Annotated in this window: 14 protein-coding genes and 1 tRNA gene; 3 read left to right on the top strand and 12 right to left on the bottom strand. The window is 69.2% G+C overall.

Annotated elements, in window-relative coordinates; translation table 11 throughout:
- Position 1: 1 nt before the first annotated feature.
- From VPH61_RS07755 to VPH61_RS07745, 3 genes are all read left to right on the top strand, one after another.
- Complete coding sequence (locus VPH61_RS07755; RefSeq protein ID WP_332062925.1) at positions 2–2,653, top strand: transglycosylase domain-containing protein; 2,652 nt, start codon at positions 2–4, stop codon at positions 2,651–2,653.
- An 8-nt stretch (positions 2,654–2,661) separates the two neighbouring features.
- Positions 2,662–3,636 (top strand): metallophosphoesterase, encoded by a 975-nt coding sequence (locus tag VPH61_RS07750; RefSeq protein ID WP_332062924.1) that lies wholly within the window; start codon positions 2,662–2,664, stop codon positions 3,634–3,636.
- 62 nt (positions 3,637–3,698) lie between these two features.
- Positions 3,699–3,772, top strand: a tRNA-Pro gene (locus VPH61_RS07745).
- 70 nt (positions 3,773–3,842) lie between these two features.
- Here VPH61_RS07745 and VPH61_RS07740 read toward each other — a convergent pair.
- The 12 genes from VPH61_RS07740 to VPH61_RS07685 all read right to left on the bottom strand — a co-directional run bounded on the left by VPH61_RS07740 (position 3,843) and on the right by VPH61_RS07685 (position 17,031).
- The gene (locus VPH61_RS07740; RefSeq protein WP_332062923.1) at positions 3,843–5,150 is read right to left on the bottom strand and encodes a UDP-glucose dehydrogenase family protein; all 1,308 of its coding nucleotides are present in this window, start codon (positions 5,148–5,150) and stop codon (positions 3,843–3,845) included.
- 93 nt (positions 5,151–5,243) lie between these two features.
- Positions 5,244–6,365, bottom strand: a complete 1,122-nt coding sequence (locus VPH61_RS07735) for a heparan-alpha-glucosaminide N-acetyltransferase domain-containing protein (RefSeq protein WP_332062922.1) — start codon at positions 6,363–6,365, stop codon at positions 5,244–5,246.
- A complete protein-coding gene (locus tag VPH61_RS07730) occupies positions 6,362–7,240 on the bottom strand; it encodes a universal stress protein (RefSeq protein WP_332062921.1) in 879 nt (292 codons plus the stop codon). Before VPH61_RS07730 ends, VPH61_RS07735 begins: the two co-directional genes overlap by 4 nt.
- A gap of 107 nt (positions 7,241–7,347) precedes the next feature.
- Entirely contained in the window at positions 7,348–7,962 is a 615-nt protein-coding gene (locus tag VPH61_RS07725) for a thymidine kinase (RefSeq protein WP_332062920.1), read from the bottom strand.
- Positions 7,963–8,652: a response regulator transcription factor gene (locus tag VPH61_RS07720; protein WP_332062919.1), complete on the bottom strand. Its 690-nt coding sequence runs from the start codon at positions 8,650–8,652 to the stop codon at positions 7,963–7,965.
- A complete protein-coding gene (locus VPH61_RS07715) occupies positions 8,639–9,790 on the bottom strand; it encodes a hypothetical protein (protein WP_332062918.1) in 1,152 nt (383 codons plus the stop codon). Before VPH61_RS07715 ends, VPH61_RS07720 begins: the two co-directional genes overlap by 14 nt.
- Positions 9,787–11,115, bottom strand: a complete 1,329-nt coding sequence (locus VPH61_RS07710) for a sensor histidine kinase (RefSeq protein WP_332062917.1) — start codon at positions 11,113–11,115, stop codon at positions 9,787–9,789. The genes VPH61_RS07715 and VPH61_RS07710 overlap by 4 nt, the downstream gene beginning before the upstream one ends.
- 90 nt (positions 11,116–11,205) lie before the next feature.
- Positions 11,206–12,327 (bottom strand): Rv2578c family radical SAM protein, encoded by a 1,122-nt coding sequence (locus VPH61_RS07705; RefSeq protein WP_332062916.1) that lies wholly within the window; start codon positions 12,325–12,327, stop codon positions 11,206–11,208.
- A 76-nt stretch (positions 12,328–12,403) separates the two neighbouring features.
- Positions 12,404–14,206, bottom strand: coding sequence for an ABC-F family ATP-binding cassette domain-containing protein (locus tag VPH61_RS07700; RefSeq protein ID WP_332062915.1), 1,803 nt, complete (start codon positions 14,204–14,206; stop codon positions 12,404–12,406).
- 385 nt (positions 14,207–14,591) lie between these two features.
- The gene (locus tag VPH61_RS07695; protein WP_332062914.1) at positions 14,592–16,070 is read right to left on the bottom strand and encodes a malate:quinone oxidoreductase; all 1,479 of its coding nucleotides are present in this window, start codon (positions 16,068–16,070) and stop codon (positions 14,592–14,594) included.
- Between the two features lie 46 nt (positions 16,071–16,116).
- Positions 16,117–16,563: a VOC family protein gene (locus VPH61_RS07690; RefSeq protein WP_332062913.1), complete on the bottom strand. Its 447-nt coding sequence runs from the start codon at positions 16,561–16,563 to the stop codon at positions 16,117–16,119.
- A 48-nt stretch (positions 16,564–16,611) separates the two neighbouring features.
- Positions 16,612–17,031, bottom strand: coding sequence for a hypothetical protein (locus VPH61_RS07685; protein WP_332062912.1), 420 nt, complete (start codon positions 17,029–17,031; stop codon positions 16,612–16,614).
- Between the last annotated feature and the right edge of the window lie 58 nt (positions 17,032–17,089).

The following is a 17,089-nucleotide window of genomic DNA, read 5'->3' as shown; positions in this document are numbered from 1 at the left end:
GATGAGCGACGTCGGCGCCGGAATCCTCGGCTTCGTCGGCATGAGCGCTCTCGCCGGCGTGCTCGTCACCGCCGCGGTGACTCCAGCCCTCGCCGTCACCGGCATGGCCACGAACAACAGCATCACCATGTTCGAGAACCTGCCCGGGTACCTCGAACCCGGCGAACTGTCGCAGAAGTCGAACATCTATGCCACGCAGCCCGACGGCTCGCGCTACCTCCTCGCCTCCTTCTTCGATGACAACCGCGAAGAGGTCGGTTGGGAGGCGATCAGCCAGTACGTCAAGGACGCAGCGATCGCCGGCGAGGACCCGCGCTTCTACGAGCACGGTGGCGTCGACATCCAGGGCACGATCCGCGGCGCCCTGAAGACCGTCACCGGCGAAGACACGCAGGGCGGCTCGTCGATCACGCAGCAGTACGTCAAGAACGTGTTGATCAACAACAACACGAAGAAGGCGAGCAACCAAGAGGAGTTCGAGAAGGCGTACGACGAGGCGACCGAGGTCAGCGTCTCGCGCAAGCTCAAGGAGATCCGCTACGCGATCGCGCTCGAGAAGGAATACACGAAAGACGACATCCTCAAGGGATACCTGAACATCGCCGGGTTCGGCGGGCGCGTGTACGGCATCGAATCCGCCGCCCAGTACTACTACTCGAAGACGGCAGCGACGCTGTCGCTGCCCGAGGCCGCCAGCCTCATCGCCATCGTGAACTTCCCCGATGCGCTTCGCCTCGACCAGCCCGAAGACGAAGAGAACGGTGTGGCGCCCGTCGATGAGAACGGCGTGCCCGTCGTCGACGAGGCTGGCGCTCCTATTCCGTATGTGAAGAACAAGGAGCGTCGCGACTACATTCTCGGCGAGATGCTCGAATACAAGAAGATCACGGCGGAAGAGCACGCGGCCGCCGTCGCGACTCCCGTTACACCGGTGATCGCCCCGCCGAGCACCGGCTGCCAGACCGCGGGCGGCTCGGCCTTCTTCTGCGACTACGTCACCTGGGTGATCAAGCGCCACTACGACGACCCGACGACCCCCGACGTCAACGAGGGCACCCAGATGCTGCAGACCGGTGGTCTCGACATCGACACGACTCTCGACCTCGAGTTGCAGAACCGCGCTGAGGCCGCGATGACCGAGAACGTGCCGATGGTCGACGAACGGTTCGACGTCGGCTCGGTTGCCGTGAGCATGGAGGTCGGTACCGGCAAGGTGCTCGCGATGGTGCAGAACAAGAAGTACTCGCAGGACGAGGAGCAGTTGAACTCGAGCGCCGAGTTCGAGTCGATCAACTACTCGACCGACTTCGCCCACGGCGGCTCGAGCGGGTTCCAGCCCGGGTCGACGTTCAAGGTCTTCACCCTCGGCGAATGGCTGAACGAGGGGCACTCCCTCCGTGAGACCTTCAACGGCAAGCGCCGCGTCTTCACCTCCTTCCCCGACAGCTGCAACGGCACCTGGCAGGGCAGCTACGACCCGAAGAACGACGATGGGACGGGGGCGAACAACGCCGTCGACGCGACGAAGTACTCGGTGAACACCTCGTTCGTCGCCATGGCCCAGCAGCTCGACCTCTGCAAGATCAAGCAGACCGCAGAGGCATTCGGCGTGAAGCGCGCCGACGGCCTCGAGCTCGGCCAGAAGTTCGAGTACGACGACAACGGCCCCGTGTACAACGAAGACGGCACGCGCAAGATCAATCCCAACGAAGTCTTCAGCCCGAGCGCAGTCCTCGGCACCGAAGAGGTCTCCCCTCTCGCGATGGTCGGGGCCTTCGCGGGCATCGCGAACAACGGGTCGACCTGCTCGCCGATCGCGATCACCGCGATCACCAAGGCCGATGGCGAAACGGTTGCGCCGCCCGCCAGCACGTGCACGCAGTCAGTCGCACCGAATGTCGCCGCGGGCATGGCCTACGCGATGGCCCAGACGTTCAGCGGCACCGCGAGTGCCTCGAACACGGGTACCGGGGTGCCGCACATCGGCAAGACGGGTACCACCGACGAGAACAAGGACACCTGGATGAACGGCGCCTCGACGCGCGTCGCCACCGCGGTGTGGGTGGGAAGCGTCACCGGCAAGGCCGACCAGCGGAGGCTCGACTCGTGGGACAGCGGTCCGGTCGCCACGGCCCGCCACCGCATGTGGAAGTCGATCATGACCCTCGCCGACGAGAAGTACGGCGGCGCGGAATTCACTCAGCCCGATCAGTCGCTGTTCAAGCAGGTGCTGGTCGACATCCCGCAGGTCGCAGGGCTCTCGTTCGACGCTGCGAAGCAGGCGATCGAGACGGCCGGCTTCGTCGCCGAAGACGGCGGCCAGCAGGACTCCAACCTGCCCGCCGGCACGGTGTCGGGCACCGATCCGGCCGGCCAGGCCGGCAAGGGCACGACGATTCGCATCTTCACGAGCAATGGCTCGATGACCGGAGTACCGAACGTCGTCGGCATGACGGGTGAACAGGCGGAAGCCGCGTTGAAGCAAGCCGGCTTCAAGGTGCAGCGCCAGAACGAGAACACGGTCGATCCCACGAAGGTGGGCGTCGTGATCTCGCAGAACCCCGCCGGCGGTGGTTTCGCCAAGCCCGGCGACCAGATCACGATCAGCGTCGGCAAGCTCGGCGGGGGCGGCGACGCCCCCGGCGACGACTAGTCGCGGGCATGGCGAACACTCGCATCCCGCCGGTCGCGACGATCGCCCTGTCGATCGCCGCGGCCGGCGCGGCCGCTTTCGCGTACGGATCGCTCGTCGAGCGCACGCGATGGACCCTCCGCCAAGTGGACGTGCCTGTGCTTCCGCCCGGCTCGGAGCCGATCCGCGTGCTGCACCTCTCCGACCTGCACATGGCGCCGTGGCAGCGCGACAAACAGGAGTGGGTGCGCAGCCTCGCCGACCTGAAACCCGATCTCGTCGTCGACACGGGTGACAACCTCGGCCACGAGCGCGGCATCGAGGGCATCCGACGCGCGCTGGAGCCGTTCCGCGGCGTTCCCGGCGTGTTCGTCAACGGCTCGAACGACTACTTCGGCCCCGTCGCGAAGAATCCGTTCGCCTACTTCACAGGGCCGTCGCGCCTCGGTCGCAGCGCGAAGCGACTCGACATCGGCGAACTGCACGACTTCTTCGCAGAACTCGGGTGGCGCGACCTCGACAACACCGCGACCGCCCTCGACCTGCGTGGCACGCACTTCGAGTTCTTCGGGGTCGACGATCCGCACAAGGGCTATGACCGGCTCGATCTCATCACCGCGGCGATCGACGAGTTGCGCGCCGACGACCCGCTCGGCGACGAGACGTGGCCCGACGAGGCATCCGTCGTCGACCGCCCGACCGTGACCGTGGGCGTCGCCCATGCCCCCTACCAGCGGGTGCTCAACTCCTTTGTGAACCACGGCGCGCAGTTGCTGCTCGCCGGTCACACGCATGGGGGTCAGGTGTGCGTGCCCGGTTTCGGCGCACTCGTCACGAACTGCGACATCCCGCGCGACCAGGTCAAGGGGCTCAGTGTCTGGCGCCACGGCCTGCGGTCGGCGTTCTTGAACGTCTCCGCGGGGCTCGGCACCTCGATCTACGCCCCTGTGCGTTTCGCCTGCCCGCCCGAGGCCACGCTGCTGACGCTCGTGCCCACGGCATGACCGAGGTGGTCTGACGGCCGCCATTTATCGGCTATCCTTGTTGAGGCTCGCAAGGGCCGGCCCGGGGTGTGGCGCAGCTTGGTAGCGCGCGTCGTTCGGGACGACGAGGTCGCAGGTTCAAATCCTGTCACCCCGACCGGGTGAAACCCCCTCCTTCGGGAGGGGGTTTTCTCATTCCCGATCCGACCCGACCCGATCCGATCGGGCTACGGCCGGCCGATCCCGCGGTAGTGCCAGCCCGCGGCCCTCCATGCAGCCGGATCGAGAACGTTGCGTCCATCGATGATCCGCCGCTCCCCTACGAGCCGACCGGTCGCTTCCGGATCCAGCGTGCGGTACTCGTTCCACTCGGTGGCGAGGATCACGAGATCCGCCCCGAACAGAGCCTCCCGGGTCGTCGATGCCGTGACCAGGTCGGGGCGTCGCGCGAGAGCGCTCTCGATGCCCTCTGGGTCGGTGACGACGACGTCGGCGCCGTGCTCCTGCAGGCTGACCGCGATGTCGAGGGCGGGCGAGTCGCGCACGTCGTCGGAATCGGGCTTGAAGGTCACACCGAGCACGGCAACCTTCTTCCCGGCCGCCGAACCGCCGAGGTCCTGCACTGCGAGCTCCACGACTCGACGGCGCTGCCTGAGATTAACCTGGTCGACCTCGCCGAGGAACGCGAGGGTGTCGTTCAGGCCGAGCTCCTCGGCCCGAGCGATGAATCCACGGATGTCCTTCGGAAGGCAGCCGCCACCGAAACCGACGCCGGCGTTCAGGAATCGCCGACCGATGCGGACGTCGTGCCCGATCGCGTCCGCGAGCGCCGTGACGTCTGCGCCGGTGGCATCTGCGATCTCCGACATCGCGTTGATGAAGCTGATCTTCGTCGCAAGGAAGGCGTTCGCGGCGACCTTCACGAGCTCGGCGGTAGCGTAGTCGGTGACGATGCGAGGCGTGCCGGCCTCGATCGCGGCTCGATACACGTGATCGAGCACGGATGCCGCGTGGTCATCGCCCGGTGCGACGCCGTAGACCAGCCGATCGGGCGAGAGGGTGTCCTTCACGGCGAAGCCCTCGCGCAGGAACTCGGGGTTCCACGCGAGACTCGCGTGAGGGGCCTCGAATGCGAGCTGAGCGGCGAGGCGAGCAGCCGTGCCGACGGGCACGGTGCTCTTGCCGACGATGAGTGACCCTGCGGTCAGGTGCGGCAGCAGTGCGGTGAAGGCCGCATCGACGTATGACACATCGGCGGCACCGGTCTCAGCCGCCTGCGGGGTGCCGACGGCGAGGAAATGGACCTCGGCATCGGCGGCAGCAGCGATGTCGGTGCTGAAGCGCAACCGTCCGCTCGCCGTGGCCGAGGCGAGGATCTCGGGGAGCCCCGGCTCGTAGAACGCGGGCCGACCGGCCGCGAGCGCCGCGATCTTGCGTTCGTCGACATCGATGCCGACCACGTCGTGGCCGAGCTCGGCCATCGCAGAAGCATGCACCGCGCCGAGATAGCCGCAGCCGATGACGGAGATGCGCATGGAGATCCTCCCGATCGAACCGTTCCATTCTGCCGTACCGCCGCTGCGCCGACGCCGGACGGAGCGGTGCGCTACCGGAACGCCCGCTGCCGTTCACTTCGGAGGTGTCACACGCGCGGCATCCGCTCGGCCGCGACCGCTCGCCCACCTGAGCAGACGCTCGAGCGGACCCCGGCCGAGGTAGCGCCGCCACAGCCAGGCGAAGACCATCGATCCTGCGATGAGCCCGAACAGGAGCTCGCCGGAGTCGTCGGTGTAGTAGCCGTTCTCGATGCGGATCGACGCGGCGAGCACGAGCAGGTGCAGCGTGTAGATCGTCAGCGGCATCGCCCCCATCGCGATGACCGGCGAGAGCACGGCACCGGCCACCCGGCGCACCGACGGGCGTGCGAAGAAGGTGAGCAGCAGCATCCCCGCCACGATGACGACGCCGACACCGACGTTGCCGAGCGCCTCGAGCGAGGTGCGCAGCGCCGAGACGCCCGGATCGACCTCGCCGGCGAACGAGGAGGCACCGCCGCCGGGCATCAGGGCGACGAGGGGCAGCAGCACCGATGCCGTCGCGGCCCCAGTGACGGCCGCGACCGTGACCACACGCGGCGATGCGAGGTCGAAGCGCACGAGGGCGAGGCCGATCATCATGACGGGAACCCACTCGACGACGGGATAGGCGCCGCTCACGAACCAGTCCGCGACGATCGCGAACGAACCCGACTGCAGATCGGCGACGACCTCGGTGGTGCTCGCGAGCTCGGCGAGCCCCGGCATGACCGCGAGCAGGGCGATGCCCGCGGCGAGGGCCGCACGAGCAGGGATGAACAACAGGGGCAGCATCACGAGGAAGGCGACCCCGTAGACATCGAGGATGATGAACACGAGCGGATGCAGCGTCACCGCGATGAGCACCCCGAGCGCGATGAGAATCACCGCCCTGATCGCGATCTGCCGCCGCAGCGGGCCCCGGCCCGTCACGATCGGGCGGACGCCGCCGGAGATGAAGGCCAGGCCCATTCCAGCGGTCAGAGCGAACAGCAGTCGAGGACGCTCGTCGGCGATCGCCAGCAGCGAGGCCAGGTCAGCGGATGTCGCAGCAGGCGCGACGTGCGCGATGAACATGCCGATGAGCGCGAGCCCCCGAGCGGCGTCCACGCCGTCGACTCTCCTCGCGGTGGGCACGACGGACGACACGGTGTCGAGACGGGCGGCGCCGGTCACCTGAGCACGATCGTCGGAGCCACGAGATCGGCGAGCACGCCCTGACTGACGGATCCGAGCAGGAATCGCGCGAGTGCCCCGCGTCCGTGGCTGCCGACCACGAGCATGCTCGCCTCCGAGGCGGCCTCGGTGAGATCGTGCACGGGATCGCCGGCCACCACCGAGCGACGTACCTCCAGTCCGGGGTGCGCGGCGACGACCGGCGCGAGCGCAGCGTCGAGGATCTCGGACTCCGCCCGGGCGAGGTCGTCGGCGGCGACGAGCGGGGCGCCATAGCCGTACTCGCCGCCGACCATCGCGACCACGTCCCAGGAGTGCACGGCGATGAGCGGTTCGCCCGTTCGCGCGGCCTCGTCGGCCGCGAATGCGAGGGCGTGATCGGAGATGTGCGAGCCGTCGACTCCCACGACGACGCCCCGGCGATCGCCGGGATCGAGGTCGGGGATGACCGCGACCGCAGCTCGACTGACCGCGGCGATGCGAAGGCTCAGTACTCGGCGGCGGCTCGCCCGGCGACCTCCGTGCCAATCGCTGCCCACCACGAGCATTTCGGCGTCGGCCGAGATCCGTTCGAAGACGTCGACGGGCGACCCGTGTTCGAGCGTCGTGACGATCGAGATGCGGTCGTCGATGCCCAAGACGAGCGCCGCGGCTTCGTCGAGGCACTGCCGCACCTGGCGTTCGGCGTCGATGCTGTCGACGCTCGTCGCCTCCCCCGGTGCGGCTGCGGCGCGCGCCACGATCGCCGAATCGTCGTCGACGACGTGCACGAGGCGCAGGCTGCTGCCCGACGCCGACGCTCGCTCGGCCGCCCAACGCACGGCGCGCATCGTGGCGGATCCGCCGGTACTGACGCCCACTGCGATCTCGTTCATGGCGCACCTCCGTGGAGTCTCACTCCATCTTCACGCGCCGCGCACCGAAAGCGCCAGCCCCGCTTCACGCGCCGCGCACCGAAAGCGCCAGCCCTCGCGGCATCCGCTCAGTGGCGCCCGTTCAGCACGCCGCCGCTCTCTTCGAGGTAGCAGACGCCGCAGAGCGATTCGTAGGTGACGGCCTCGCCGTCGATCGCGACCTGGTCGCCGTCGAAGACGAACTCCCCATCGATGAGCCGCGCGTTGAAGATCGCCTTGCGACCGCAACGGCAGATGGTCTTCAGTTCCTCGAGGCTGTGCGAGATCTCGAGCAGCCGTCTGCTGCCGGGGAACGCCACCGTCTGGAAGTCGGTGCGAATGCCGTAGGCGAGCACCGGCACACCGTCGATGAGCGCGATGCGCAGCAGATCGTCGACCTGATCGGAGTTCAGGAACTGGGCCTCGTCGACGAGCAGGCAACTCACGTCGCGACCTCGCTGTTCGATCACCCGATCGCGATGCGCCGCGAACAGCTCGCGCACGCTCGAGTCGGGGGCGATGGTGAAGTCGACCTCGCGCACCACTCCGAGCCGGGAGACGATGTCGCAATCACCCTTCGTGTCGACCGCCGGCTTCGCGAGCAGCACCTGGTGCCCGCGCTCTTCATAGTTGAATGCCGCCTGGAGCAACGCCGTCGACTTGCCGGAGTTCATCGCCCCATAGCGGAAGTACAGCTTCGCCATCTACTCGAGGTACCCGTCTTCCGCCGCGCGACGGATCAGCTCGGCCTTGCGGCTCGCCGGCCGGCCCGCCTTGGCGTACTTCTCGCGCACACGTCGCAAGTAGGTCTTCGCCGTCTCGTAGCCGACCTCCATGCGTCGGCCGACCTCCACCGTGCTGAGTCCTTGCGCGTAGTAACGCAGCGCCTTCTCTTCGGCCGCGCTCAGCGCCACGCCGTGCCGGTCGGGTGGATCGCCGTCGCCGGCGGCGTCGGCGCGCACCGCGGTCGACGGATGCCGCTGCACCCGCTCGCCTCGCATGACGCGCCGCGCGTAGTCGACGAGTTCATCGGCCGGCAGCGTCTTGGAGACGAAGCCGGCTGCACCCGCCACGAGCGATCGGCGGCGAGATTCCTCGTCGTCGATCGCGGTGACGACGATCACCTTCGCCCCTGCGGCGCGGCACGCCCTGATGCGCGACTCGATGGAGACGGTGTCGCCGAGTTGCAGGTCCATCAGAACGAGGTCGACGGGGAACTCGGGGTCCCGCACAAGATCCAACCAGCTCGTGACACGGATGACGACCGTGAAGTCAGCGGCGAAGTCGGTGAACCACCGTGCGAGCCCGTCGACGATGAGCTCGTGGTCGTCGAGCAGGGCCAGTCGGTACGGCGCTGCCGGGACCGCTGGCGGTGCGTGCTCAATCGATGTCATAACTCAACCCCACCGTCACATTCTCTCGCGTCAGCGTCGCATCCGCACGTAAGGCGACTGCGCGCGCCACGGCGACGAAGCGATCGAGTTCGCGTCGGCTCGGCGGCGAGGCCCCGGAATCGGAGACGAGCACGATGTCACCATGCCCGTCACCATCGCCCGCGCCGGTGAACGCGACCCGGATGAGCTGTGATCGGGAGGCATCGCCGAGCCACGAGATGAGGGCGGTGAGCGCCGAGCGTTGGTCGGCGGTGAGCGCCGCTGCGGCACCCGTCGGGTCGTCGATGATCGTGTCCACGCCCCGATTCATCCGGATGTTCATAGCGAGGTCATCGAGCCAGGTCGACTCGATGCCCGCCCGCAGCGCCCGGCGGAGGGCTTCGGCGAGCTCGCGCGCCCGGTCGGCGTCGGCCACCGAGATGCGTTCGGCCGTCATGACGCCGGCGAGGAAGGGCAGCACCTCCCGCCCGAGCACCGAGACCCGGCTCTGCTGCACCGAACGGGCGATGCCGGCGCGCAGCTCGGCGTCGCGCTGCAACGCCGCCCGGTTGGCCTCGCGTTGCCAGGCGAGGGTCTCGGCGACGATCCCGTACGAGTAGCCGGCCGCCGCCGCCGACATCGCGAGCACGGGCGCCGAGTTCAGGGTGATGAGCGCGGCGATCGGCGCCTCGGACGACGCGTACATCGAGGCTCCGATGACGAGGATCGAGAGGACCGCAGCAGACAACACTCCGGCGAGCGCGAGCGACACCCACGTGCAGAACGGGGCGAGCGCGAGAATGAGCATGCCGATGACGGTCGGCCCGAAGTCGTCGGAGAGCTGGCGATTGTTGCCGATCGTGCTGACGTACTCCGCGATGGCGCCGCCCACCGCCAGCGTCACGATGATCCAGAGGCGCTCGTTGGTGAACGGGGCGCGCGCCGGCGACGAGGCGATCACCGCTGCAGCGCCCGCCGCGGCCACGAGCACGAGCGCGATGCCGGCCGCCAGCGGTGAGCCCACTTCGCTCCGATGCGACCAGGTCAGGCCGGTGGCGAGCAGGAAGGCGAGGATCGAGCCGACGGTCACGATCGGCGACGCGCTGATGGCCCCGATCGGATCGGCCTCCTGCGGGGTGAGCCGCAGGTGCCCGCTCATTCGCCGCCCTCGGGCACGGTCAGCACGATGGTCGTGCCGATCCCCTTCGTCGACCAGAGGCGAACCGTGCCCTGCTCCTGCTCGATGCGGGCACGGATCGAGGTGCGCAGGCCGATGCGATCGGGCGGCACCTCGCTCTCGTCGAAGCCCACGCCGCTGTCCATGACGGCGACCGTCACCTCGCCGCCCCCCAGTCCGAGCGCGAGTTCGGCCTGATCGACTCCAGCGTGGCGGGCGACATTGATGAGGCACTGCGCGACCGCGGCGTCGAGCGCTGCGACCCGGCGTGGACCCAAGGTGGCGAGCACCGAGAAATCCCCGGTCACTCGCACGTCGAGGCCCGCGTTGGCCGCAGCCGAGAACGCATGCGAGAGCGATGGCACGGTCTCCTCCACAGGTGTTCGGGGGTCGGTCGCCATGCCGTTGGCTCGCGCTCGGCCGCGCCATCCGCTCGCCCGCCCGCCCCGTGCAGTCGCACCCGGCGGCGTCGATGACGATGCGCCCGCGGGCGGCGCGAAGGAGCGCAACGCCGTCGTGCCCGTCGAGCCGTCGTTGCCGAGTGCGTGGTCGATCGCCCAGTCGCGCCCCACGATGAGGCCGAGATCTTGACGGATGCCGACCCGCAGGCGCTCGTCGACCGGGCCGGACCCTGCTGCGGCGATCGCCACCAGGTGACTGAGCGCGGTGTCGTGCAGACGCGCGGTGGCACGAAGCTCGTAGTCGTGGCGGATCGCGAGCTCCCTGGTCTGCTGGCTCGCGCGATGCAGGCCGGTCTCGCGGCGCATGTCGAACCGGCGGGTGACCCCGTCGAACACCCGCACGATCACGACGATGGCGAACGCGAAGCACACCGCGAGGTTCGGCGAGTACACGCTCCCGGCGATGACGACGCCGAGGAAGGCCGCCGCCTCGCTGAGGGCGAAGCCGAGCGTCGTCCACGTGACTGCGATCGCCGAACCGCTGCCCGCACCGCCCACGAGGAGGAGCGCGGTGGCCGGCAGCGCGAGCGCGGCGTTGCTCGTCGTCGGGAACTCGCCGTCGGGCATGATCATGATCGTGATCGCCAGGACGATCCCGGCTCCGACGATGAGGTATAGCACGGTCAACGTCACGGTCGGGTACCGCGCGACGAGCGTGAGCAGCACGACCATGATGATGAGGAGCAGCGCCACGTTCCAGCGCTCCGGTCGGCCGCCGATCGTCGCCATGACGCCGCACAGCACCACGCCGATGCCGAGGCAGGTGTACGCCGCCGCGTGGCCGGCGTTCGCGAGCGCTCGGCTCTGCGAATCGCGCGCGAGGTGCCCCGGCAACCCCAGGGTCATCGTTACCTCCGCTCGTACCGCCTGCGAACACCACTGTTCGGGCCTCCAGCGGATTATCCCAGTTTCCGGGAGGCTCGCGGGGACTTGCGATCAGAACAGCGCCGACGGGTCGGGCGGCAGGCTCAGCGATTCGGGGAGTTCGCCGCCCGAGGCGACCGGTCGCGCATGCCCGGCGGGCCGCCGGCCGTCGACGAAGCCACTGGCCGGACCACCGGCGAGCGCCGAGGAACGCACTCCCCCGGTGACGGGGTCTTCGCGACCACGTTCGAGTCGATGGGCCCTGATCAGCGGCCGGATGCGCTCGCCGAGCCACTGTCGGTACGCCTTTGGCGCGTAGGCATTGTTGCCGTAGTACATCGAGCGGTACTTGGGCACGAGGTCGGGGTGGGCACGCTCGAGCCACTGCATGAACCACGGCTTCACCGCGCCGCGCAGGTGCAGGGCGGAGTAGAGCACGCTCGTGCCACCGGCCGCCTTCACCGACCGCAACGCCTCGTCGAGGTGCGCCTTCGTGTCGGTGAGGTAGGGCAGGATCGGCATCAGGAACACCGAGCAGTCGAGCCCCGCGTCGCGAACCGCGGTGACGGTGGCAAGCCGCGCCTTCGTGCTCGGGGTGCCCGGTTCGACGGAATGCTGCAGTTCGTCGTCGTAGATCGCGATCGACATGGCGACGTCGACGGGAACAAGGGCTGCGGCCTCGACGAGCAGCGGCAGGTCGCGCCGCAGCAGCGTGCCCTTGGTGAGGATGCTGAACGGCGTGCCGCTCGTGGCGAGTGCCTCGATGATGCCCGGCATGAGCGTGTAGCGCCCCTCGGCACGCTGATACGGGTCGGTGTTGGTGCCGAGGGCGACAGGTTCATGCCGCCACGACGGCTTCGCGAGCTCGCGTCGCAGCACGTCGGCGACGTTGACCTTCACGATGATCTGCCGGTCGAAGTCGTCGCCGGCGTCGAGGTCGAGATAGGTGTGCGTGGGCCGGGCGAAGCAATAGACGCAGGCATGGCTGCAGCCCCGATACGGGTTGATGGTCCAGCCGAACGGCATCGCCGACTGGCCCGGCACGCGGTTGAGGGCGGACTTCGCGAGCACCTCGTGAAAGGTGACGCCCGCGAAGTCTGGCGTCTGCACCGAGCGAACGAGGTTGTTGAGCTTCGCGAGCCCGGGGAGCGCGCCGGTCTGCTCCACCCCCAGTTCCTGCCCGCTCCACCGCATACCGATATTCGAACACATGTTCGAACGAGAAGCAAGCGGATGCCGCGGCGACACGCGCGCCGCGGCATCCGCTCGTCTATCGGAGCGCTCCTACCGGCACCGCGCCACTCGTCACGGCGCTTCCCGCCACGAGTTCGAGCTCCTCCCCCGCCCACCTGCGCCGCAGCCACCGGTCGTGGCTCGCGATGACGACGGCGCCGGGGTAGGCGCCGAGCGCCTCCTCGAGGTCGGTCGCGAGGGCGAGCGAGAGGTGGTTCGTCGGCTCGTCGAGCAGGAACACGTGCGGCGGCCGCGCGATCACGAGCGCGAGCGCGAGGCGCCGCTGCTGGCCGACGGAGAGCGCGCCGACCGGGCGCGACTCGTCGCGAGGGGCGATCAGGCCGAGGCTGCCGAGCGGCACCTGCTCGACCCGTCGTTCGCCGAGCACGCGCTCGTACAGCCGCCGCGGTGTCGCGTCGGGGTCGGCGAAGCGCACGTCCTGCTCGAGCAGTTGCACGCGCAGCCCCTTTCGCCGGTGCACGGTGCCGTCATCGACACGCTGAGCGCCCGCGAGCACGTTCAGCAGCGTCGACTTGCCGGCGCCGTTCGCACCCGTCACGAGGAGCCGCGTGAGCGGGGCGACCTGCAGGGTCTCGAGCGAAAGCCGGCCGTCGACGGTCACCTCCGACAGCTGCAGCAGCAGGCCGGACTCCTCGTCGAAGGCGTGCGAGCCCGACGGGATGCCGGCGAAGACGAGCGGCGCTGGAGGCTTCGGCACCTGCTCTCGCTCGAGGGTCGCGAGGCGCATCTCGAGGTTCCGCACGCGCCGCGAGATCGCCTGGTCGACATTCTCGCCCTTGAAGTGCCTGATGAACTTGTCGTTGTCGGTGGCTGCCCGGCCATGGGCGACACGACGGGCAGCGCCGCCGACCTCGCCCCGGAGTCGCCTCAGCTCCGCCTGCTCGTCGTCGTACTGGCGGAGCCAGCGCTGCCGCTCGTCGGCCTTCACCTGCAGAAACTCGCTGAACCCGCCGCCGAAGACGGTTCCGCCCGCTGCGGCGAGCACCGCGTCCGGCTGGCCGTCGGGAGACCCGGCTCCCGCCCCGGCACGTGCGAGAGCGCCCTCCCTGCCGGGGTCGAGGTCGAGCAGCCCCGTGGCCGCCCGTTCGAGGAACGCCCGGTCGTGACTCGCGAACACGACCGGACCGCGCCACGAGCGAAGCCGGTCCTCCAGGAATGCCGCTGCGGCATCATCGAGGTGGTTGGTCGGCTCGTCGAGCAGCAGCGCGTCGGGCGCGCTGAGCAGCAGCGCGGCGAGCGCGAAGCGCGATCGCTGGCCGCCCGAGAGCTCGTCGACACGCCGGTCGAGGCCGAGCGAGCCGACGCCGAGCCCGTCGAGCAGCTCGTCGCGACGCGCCTCGGCGCTCCACACGTCGGCGCGTTCTGCGGCGTCGAGCGCGGCCGAGTAGCGCGCGGCGGAGGCGTCGGGGCCGGCGCCCGAGTCATCGTCCGACTGGTCGTCGGCCAGCGCCGCCGAGGCGTCTTCGAGCTCGCGCTCGATCGCCCGCACCTCGGCGAGTGCGGCCTCGAGCACCTCGCCGATACGGTCGCCCGGGCCGAACGGCAGCTCCTGGGCGAGCAGCGCCGTGCGACGCGGCCGGGTGATGCGGCCCGAGGTGGTGGCCTCCGAGCCGACGGATGCCGCGGCATCCGCTCGCTCGAAGTCGCCGGCCATGAGCCGGAGCAGGGTGGACTTGCCGGCTCCGTTCTCGCCGATCAGCCCGAGGCGCTGGCCCGGGGCGACGGCGAAGCCGAGGTCTGAGAACACGCGTCGATCGGGATATGAGACGGAGAGCCCGTCGACACGGAGATGGTGGGAATGGGTGACGGATACAGCCATGCGGTACGCCCTTTGCGCGAATGCCCCCGGGCAGTCGACGGATGCCGCGGCGCGCGTGCCGTGCGCACGATGCACCGAGCTGGCGGAACGCGGGCGCGCGGCGCCGACGACCGCCCGGGAGCGGAAGGATCCCGCCGGGCATTGCCGTCGATGGGTGCGCACTGTCGCGGTCGCGACCGGCACGGCCTGATCAGAGCCGTGAGCACACCCGATGTCGACGGCGCCTCAGGCGCGGGACGGGGTGTGTGCTCACTTCATAGCGGGTACGACGGTACCAGAGCGCTCCGGGTTTCGACAAGCTCGGGTTTCGACGTGCTCAGGTTTCGGCTGACTCAACCCGCAGAAGCTCGCTGGTCGGGCCTGTCGAGACCCGGCATCGAGAGCGTCAGGCCGTGATGTTCAGCACCTTCGCCGTGGCCGCGAGCGAGGCGGCGGCCGCCTCGGGGTCGCTCGAGAGCTTCGTGCCGTAGCTCGGGATCATCTCGCGCAGCTTCGACTCCCAGCCGGCCATGCGGTCGGGGAAGCAGCGGCCGAGCACGTCGAGCATGATGGGCGCGGCGGTCGACGCCCCCGGAGAGGCGCCGAGCAGGCCCGCGATCGTTCCGTCGGCGCCCGTGATGACTTCGGTGCCGAACTGCAGCACGCCGCCCTTCTCGGGGTCCTTCTTCATGACCTGCACGCGCTGGCCGGCGGTGATGAGCTCCCAGTCCTCGCTCTTGGCGGTGGGCATGAACTCGCGGAGCGCTGCGAGCTTCTTCTCGCGCGAGGCGACGAGCTCGGAGACGAGGTACTTCACGAGGTCGAAGTTCTTCAGGCCCACCTGGATCATCGGGCCGAGGTTGTGCAGCCGGATCGAGAACGGCAGGTCGAACCACGTCGAGCTCTTCAGGAACTTCGGCGTGAAACCGGCGTACGGCCCGAACAGCAGGGCGGTCTCGCCGTCGACGACGCGGGTGTCGAGGTGCGGCACCGACATCGGCGGCGCACCCTTCGCGGCCTTGCCGTAGACCTTCGCGTGGTGCTGCGCGACGATCTTGGGGTTCGTCGTGCGGAAGAACTGGCCCGAGATCGGGAAGCCGCCGAAGCCCTTGATCTCGGGGATGCCCGAGTGCTGCAGGAGCGCGAGCGCCCCGCCTCCGGCGCCCACGAACACGAAGCGTGCGTTGACCGTCTTGGGAGTGTTGCCGACGAGGTGACGCAGGCGCAGCTTCCACGTGCCGTTCGGCTGGCGCTTCAGCCAGGTGACCTGGTGGTTCGTGGCGATCTCGGCGCCGCGGCGCTCGATGTCGCGGAAGAGGAGCTTCGTGAGCGCTCCGAAGTCGACGTCGGTGCCGGCGACCGTGCGGGTCGCGGCGACGCGCACCTTCGGGTTGCGCTTCTTCGCGAGGAGCGGGGTCCACTCGGCGATGCGCTCGAGGTCCTCCGTGAACTCCATCTCTTCGAAGAGCGGCTGGCCCTCGAGGGCGGCGACGCGCTTCTTCAGGTACTCGATGTTCGCCTTGCCCTTGACGAAGGTCATGTGCGGCGCGGTGTTGATGAAGTTGTGCGGCTCGGGCAGTGCACCCTGTTCGACGAGGTACGACCAGTACTGCCGGCTCACCTGGAACTGCTCGTTGATCGAGACCGCCTTGTCGGCGCTCACCGTGCCGTCGGAGTTCTCGGGCATGTAGTTGAGCTCGCAGAGGGCGGCATGGCCCGTGCCCGCGTTGTTCCACGCGTTCGACGACTCCTGCGCGACTTCACCAAGTCGCTCGTAGACGCGGATCGTCCAATCGGGTTGGAGTTGCGAGAGCAGGGAGCCGAGTGTCGCACTCATGATGCCCCCGCCGATCAGCACGACGTCGACGGTTTCCTCTGAAGTCACGGATTCCAGTGTAGATGGCGCGGATGCCACCCCGGACCAGCCGCGTTCAGGCCCCGCGAAGCACCGGCAGGCCCCGTTCGTCGAGCGGCCACGAGGGGTTGTGCGCGAGTTCCCAGAGGTTGCCGTCGGGGTCGGCGACGTACCCGCTGTAGCCGCCCCACTCGGTCGCGGCGGCCGCCTTGGAGATCGAGCCGCCCGCGAGCACCCAGTCGCCCACGGCATCGTCGACCTCTTCGGGCGAGGCGAGGTTGATGGCCAGGGCGACGGCCCGGAAACCCGGGGCGTTCGCGTGCATGGTGGGGAGCGCGGCATCCTTCGCGAGCTCGGCGGTCTCCCACAGGGCGAGCACGCCGCCGGGAGTGGCGAAGAAGGCGACTTCACCTGCGACCGACGACGGCGCCTCGCGCCAGCCGAGCCTGCGGTAGAAGGCCGTGGCGACCTCGACGTCGGCGACGCCGAGCGTGATGAGTGAGAAGCGCTGCGGAATGGCCATGGGCCGACGCTACGCCGGTCGGGCCCGTCTCGCACCCCACCCGCTCGCTCAGAGGGCCGCGATGCCGCCCGCGATGAGGCCGACTCCGGCGGTGACGAGCCCGGCGGTGAGGGAGGCGGCGCCGACCCAGAGGAGCACGATGAGCCGGTTCGGCTTCTCGGGCTCGCGGCCGAGCACGGAGAGGAAGAAGCCCGCCGGCATGAGGATCGCCGCGATCGGCACGCCGACGCGTGCGAGCCAGAGCCAGAACCCGTCGAGTGCGGCGTTCGAGACGACGGAGAGGATGACGATCGACAGCACGAGCAGCACGGCGGCGTGCGCGTGTCCCGCGCGGAAGAAGCTCGTCTGCAGCCCGTTCGCGGGCGCCAGGCCCCGCACGACGCGGGTGAGGAAGTAGCCGCCGCTCTCGACCGTGACGAGCGCGAGCAGGAGGACGCCGATGAGGATGAGATCTGGTGCTGACGGCATGGCCGGTCCCTTCGTCGCGGATTCATGATTGGATAGTGATACTCTCCAATATTAGAGA

Source organism: Agromyces sp. CCNWLW203, from assembly GCF_036576125.1.
Taxonomy (GTDB): domain Bacteria; phylum Actinomycetota; class Actinomycetes; order Actinomycetales; family Microbacteriaceae; genus Agromyces.
Note: the sequence above shows the minus strand (reverse complement) of the source record. Positions and strands in the feature narration are given on the sequence as shown.